The 5,001-nt window shown below is 70.8% G+C and carries 5 protein-coding genes and 2 pseudogenes; 3 read left to right on the top strand and 4 right to left on the bottom strand.

What is annotated here, in order from left to right; translation table 11 throughout:
- The 3 genes and pseudogenes from Q0W90_RS23135 to Q0W90_RS23125 form a co-directional block, all read right to left on the bottom strand.
- Window positions 1–196 (bottom strand): annotated as a pseudogene (locus tag Q0W90_RS23135) (oxidoreductase); the annotation flags it as partial.
- Window positions 197–341: 145 nt separating this feature from the next.
- Entirely contained in the window at window positions 342–473 is a 132-nt protein-coding gene (locus tag Q0W90_RS23130) for a hypothetical protein (RefSeq protein WP_297597713.1), read from the bottom strand.
- A 160-nt stretch (window positions 474–633) separates the two neighbouring features.
- A complete protein-coding gene (locus Q0W90_RS23125) occupies window positions 634–1,308 on the bottom strand; it encodes an alpha/beta fold hydrolase (protein ID WP_297700802.1) in 675 nt (224 codons plus the stop codon).
- Window positions 1,309–1,452: 144 nt separating this feature from the next.
- Between Q0W90_RS23125 and cobG the strand changes: the two genes are divergently transcribed.
- From cobG to Q0W90_RS23110, 3 genes are read left to right on the top strand one after another with little or no spacing between them, the layout of a single operon-like run.
- Window positions 1,453–2,553, top strand: coding sequence for a precorrin-3B synthase (gene cobG / locus Q0W90_RS23120; protein ID WP_297776876.1), 1,101 nt, complete (start codon window positions 1,453–1,455; stop codon window positions 2,551–2,553).
- A 19-nt stretch (window positions 2,554–2,572) separates the two neighbouring features.
- Complete coding sequence (locus tag Q0W90_RS23115; protein ID WP_297597719.1) at window positions 2,573–3,199, top strand: precorrin-8X methylmutase; 627 nt, start codon at window positions 2,573–2,575, stop codon at window positions 3,197–3,199.
- Window positions 3,196–4,710 (top strand): precorrin-2 C(20)-methyltransferase, encoded by a 1,515-nt coding sequence (locus Q0W90_RS23110; protein ID WP_297700797.1) that lies wholly within the window; start codon window positions 3,196–3,198, stop codon window positions 4,708–4,710. Before Q0W90_RS23115 ends, Q0W90_RS23110 begins: the two co-directional genes overlap by 4 nt.
- Window positions 4,711–4,717: 7 nt before the next feature.
- Here Q0W90_RS23110 and Q0W90_RS23105 read toward each other — a convergent pair.
- Window positions 4,718–5,001, bottom strand: a pseudogene (locus tag Q0W90_RS23105) (PPE family protein); the annotation flags it as partial.

Genomic DNA, 5,001 nt, shown 5'->3' with positions numbered 1-5,001 from the left:
CGAGCACGACGACGGCCAGGAAGGGTTTGTCGAGCGGACCGAGCGTTTGGATGGCCCACTCTTTGACGGGGCCCGGTGTCAGGTCGACGACCGCGGAACCCACGGCGGTGCGGGCATCGGCCCGCGCACCGAACGGGATGCTGGCCAATTGGGCTACACCGAGCGCGACGGAGGCAGCGGCGACCCCGGCGATCATCCGGTCATTCGACGAAGCCACGGCCACCGAAGTCACTTTACTCGCGCTTCTTCTCGACGCCGTAAAACTCTTGCGGCACAGTGCCGGTGGCATCTGGCACCGGTGGGGTTCCGCACGACTGCGTGGAACGCGAAAAGCGCCAGACCTACGAACGGCGCATCGGGTCGTCGTGAATCCTCAGGTCGTTCAACGCCAAAGTCGTTATCTCGTAGTGGAACTCGTTCCGATCGGTGTCGGGCCGGTCCAGGATGTAGCGGACGGTGAGGTGCTCGATCATCCGCACCTACCGGGCCGTGCGGAGCACCATCAGGCGCGGCTGGCGAACGGTGCACGCATCCCTGAAGCGGCATAAGGCGGCCCGCAAGGGCTGGTTACGCGAGTTGGGTAGCGTCCCGCGCCGAGTTTGAGCCTCGCAGGCCAGGTGATCGCGTCGGCGATCAGTGACCGATCAGAGCCGCAATCCGGGCGGCGACCTTCCCGGCGATCCGCAGCGCCTCCTCGCTCGTCCCCGGTTCGTAGCGATCCGCCACCGGGTCGTAGTCGGCACCGGCGATGGAACCGTGGTCGGCGTCGAGCTCCACCAACTCGACCGGCCAGCCGACCCGTTGCAGGGCGTCGGCGAACTGCCGGCTGGCCGCCACGGGGACGGCGTCGTCGGCCAGGCCGTGCAGCAGGGTGAACGGCGTGCCGATGCTGTCGGTCGACAGCGCGTCGGTCGGCGCTCGACCGGTGAGCGGATCGGGCGCCATGAACGCGCCAGCCAGGCACACCGTGTGCGTGAGTGTGACGTCGAAGCGTGCCGCGTTGAGCGTCAGACCCGCCGCGGCGCAACCGCCCATGGACCACCCGACGAGCACGATGCCGTTGCCCTCGCCCGCGAAGTTGCGGGTGAAGTCGAGCGAACCCAACAGATCCGCGCGGCCGCCGTCCCCAGCGTGCGAATTCCAATCCGGCGCCACCACCGCCGCGCCGCGGTCGGCGAGCATGCCGGCGAGCGGACCGAAGGCCGCGCGCGCATCGGTCTGCATGCCGTGCCACAGCAGGACGGTGGGTCGGCTGGAGTCGCCGAAGACATCGGCCAAGCGCCCCGGGGCGTATTCCATCGTGTCCACGGGTACGAGTGTGCCCGCCACAACGAGTCACCCGCACGGGCCGGGCAGCAGTAGGTGAGCCACCACAGCGATAGGAGACTGCGTGACCTCATGCCGCGATGCCGCTCATCCCCCTGTCGTGCCGTGGAGCCGTACCGTGGACGGGTGGCCAGGACGCGCGACACCGACGCTTGCCCGGGTGCGCTGCAGGTGCACCAGGCCGCCGACGGTGCCCTGGCCCGGGTGCGGCTACCCGGGGGCATGATCACGGCCGCCCAGCTGGCGGCGTTGAGTGCCGTTGCCACTCAGGCAGGGGCGGGAACGCTCGAACTCACCACCCGGGGCAACGTGCAGTTACGCGGCCTGACCGACGTGACCGCGGTCGCCGCGGCGCTCGCGGCCGCGGGCCTGTTGCCGTCGACCACCCACGAGCGCGTCCGCAACATCGTCGCGTCACCGCTGTCGGGCCGGGCCGGCGGCAACGTCGACGTGCGGAGCTGGGTCGGTGAGCTCGACGCCGCGATCTGCGCAGAGCCCCGGCTCGCCGACCTGGGCGGCCGGTTCTGGTTCAGCCTCGACGACGGGCGCGCCGACGTGTCGGGGCTGCGCGCCGACATCGGCGTGCACGCATTGCCGGACGGTTGCGCTCTATTGCTGGCCGGACGCGACACCGGCGTCCGGCTGGCCGCCGGCGAGGTGGTCGAGACGCTGGTCACTCTGGCGACGCGGTTCGTGGATATCCACGAAACAGCTTGGCGTGTCAACGAATTAAACGATATCCGCCGGCTGCTACCCGACGCCGAACTCGACGGTGCGCCCTTTCCCGCCGTCACCAAGGCGCCGGTGGGCTGGATCAACCAGGATGATGGCCGCATCGCGCTGGGCGCCGCGGTGCCGCTGGGTGTGCTGCCCGCGCGCGTCGCGGAGTACCTGGCGGCGATCGAGGCGCCGCTGGTGATCACGCCGTGGCGATCGGTGCTGGTGTGTGATCTCGACGAGTCCGTCGCCGACGTCGCGCTTCGCGTGCTGGCGCCGTTGGGGTTGGTGTTCGACGAGAACTCCCCGTGGCTGACCGTCAGCGCCTGCACCGGCAGTCCCGGTTGCGCGCACTCGGCCGCGGACGTGCGGGCGGACGCCGCACAGGCGTTGGATGCCGACGTTGTGGTGCATCGGCACTTCGTGGGCTGCGAACGCGCGTGCGGCAGCCCACCCGCCGGTCAGGTGCTGGTCGCCACCGGCGACGGATACCGGATGCTTCGAACCTGACAACCCTTAGGGTGAGCGGGTGCTCGACTACATCCGCGATGCCGCGGAGATCTATCGGCAGTCGTTCGCGACCATCCGCGCCGAAGCCGACCTGGCTCGATTCCCCCCCGATGTGGCGCGGGTTGTCGTCCGGTTGATCCACACCTGCGGCCAGGTCGACGTCGCCGAGCACGTCGCGTTCACCGACGATGTCGTCGCGCGCGTCGGCGCGGCCCTGCGACGTGGCGCCCCGGTGTTGTGCGATTCGTCGATGGTGGCCGCCGGGATCACCACCGCTCGGCTGCCGGCGGGCAACGAGGTGGTGTCGCTGGTGGCCGACCCGCGGGCGGCCGACCTGGCCGCACGACGGCACACCACGCGCTCGGCGGCGGGGGTGGAGCTGTGGGCGGATCGGCTGGACGGCGCCGTGCTGGCCATCGGCAACGCGCCGACCGCACTGTTCCGGCTGCTCGAACTGATCGACGAAGGGCTTTCCCCGCCGGCCGGGGTGCTGGGCGGCCCGGTGGGATTCGTCGGGTCGGCGCAGTCCAAGCAGGAACTCATCGACCACCCGCGCGGAATGTCGTATCTCGTGGTGCAGGGCCGCCGCGGCGGCAGCGCCATGGCCGCCGCCGCCGTCAACGCGATCGCGAGCGACGCCGAGTGACCGCACAAGGGACCGCGCGAAGCGCCCATAGGGGGACACTGTGGGGCGTCGGTCTCGGGCCGGGTGACCCGGAGCTGGTGACCGTCAAGGCCGCGCGGCTGATCGGCGAGGCCGACGTGGTCGCCTATCACAGCGCCCGGCACGGCCGCAGCATCGCGCGCGGCATCGCCGAACGGTATCTGCGGCCCGACCAGATCGAGGAGCACCTGGTGTATCCGGTGACCACCGAGGTCACCGACCACCCGGGCGGCTATGCCGGCGCGCTTGAAGACTTTTACGCCGAGGCCGCACGACGCATCGCCGCGCACCTGGACGCCGGGCGCAACGTGGCGCTGCTGGCCGAGGGCGACCCGCTGTTCTACAGCTCGTACATGCACCTGCACACCCGGCTGACCGAGCGGTTCAACGCGGTCATCGTTCCGGGTGTGACGTCGGTGAGCGCCGCCTCGGCGGCCATCGCGACACCGTTGGTGGCCGGCGACGAGGTGCTGTCGGTGTTGCCGGGCACCTTGCCCGTCGCCGAACTGACCCGCCGGCTCGCCGACGCCGACGCCGCCGTGGTCCTCAAGTTGGGGCGTTCGTATCACGCTGTACGGGAAGCGCTTTCGGCGTCTGGACAGCTCGACGACACGTTTTATGTCGAGCGAGCCAGCAGCGCCGGGCAGCGCATCCTGCCCGCGGCGCAGGTCGATGAGACCAGCGTGCCGTACTTCTCGCTGGCCATGCTGCCGGGCGGCCGCCGCCTGCGACGGCGGTCGGCGAACGAGCCGGCGGCCGGCAGCGTCGCGGTGGTGGGCCTGGGCCCCGGCGACCTGGATTGGATGACGCCGCAGAGCCGGCGGGAGCTGGCCGCGGCGACCGACCTGATCGGCTACGGCGGCTACCTGGACCGCGTCCCGGCGCGCGAGGGCCAGCTGCGTCACCCCAGCGATAACCGCGACGAACCCGAGCGGGCGCGGCTGGCCTGCGCGCTGGCCGAGCAGGGTCGGGCCGTGGCGGTGGTGTCGTCGGGCGACCCGGGGGTGTTCGCGATGGCGACCGCGGTGCTGGAAGAGGCCAAACAATGGCCGGGCGTGCAGATTCGGGTGATACCCGCCATGACCGCCGCCCAGGCCGTGGCCAGCCGGGTCGGCGCCCCCCTGGGCCACGACTACGCGGTGATCTCGCTGTCCGACCGGCTCAAGCCGTGGGAGGTGATCTCCGCGCGGCTACAGGCCGCCGCGGCCGCCGATCTGGTGCTGGCGATCTACAACCCGGCGTCGAAGACGCGGACATGGCAGGTCGGCGCGATGCGCGACATTCTGCTGGCCCACCGCGAAGCGGGCACGCCGGTGGTGATCGGCCGCAATGTGTCGGGCACCGACGAAAACGTCCGCGTGGTCCGGCTGGCCGATCTCAATCCGGCTGAGATCGACATGCGCTGCCTGCTGATCGTCGGGTCCTCGCAAACCCAGTGGTATTCAGACGATTCCAGTGACCGGGTCTTCACGCCCCGGCGCTACCAGCCGTAAGACTCGCTCAGCGGTCCCAGGTGCTCGGCATCATCGGCACGCTGGGGCCGTCGCTCAACCCGTCACGGGTCAGCGTCGCCAGCCCGGCGGCCTGGGCGGCACCGGATTTGGCTGTGGCACCGGCGAATCCGAGCGGCCCCGCGCCGTCCTCGGAGGGCTCGGCAGCGTGCGGATGGTCGGTTCCGATGCCTGGGTCCGGATCCTGGTCGAGATCCATGAATTCGTAGCGGTACGCGCGCTCGGTGGCGGTTCCGCCGCGACGCCGCCGGGCCCGGGCCTTCTTTTTCGCCT

Origin of the sequence: Mycobacterium sp. (assembly GCF_025933915.1) — a bacterium.
Taxonomy (GTDB): domain Bacteria; phylum Actinomycetota; class Actinomycetes; order Mycobacteriales; family Mycobacteriaceae; genus Mycobacterium.
Note: the sequence above shows the minus strand (reverse complement) of the source record. Positions and strands in the feature narration are given on the sequence as shown.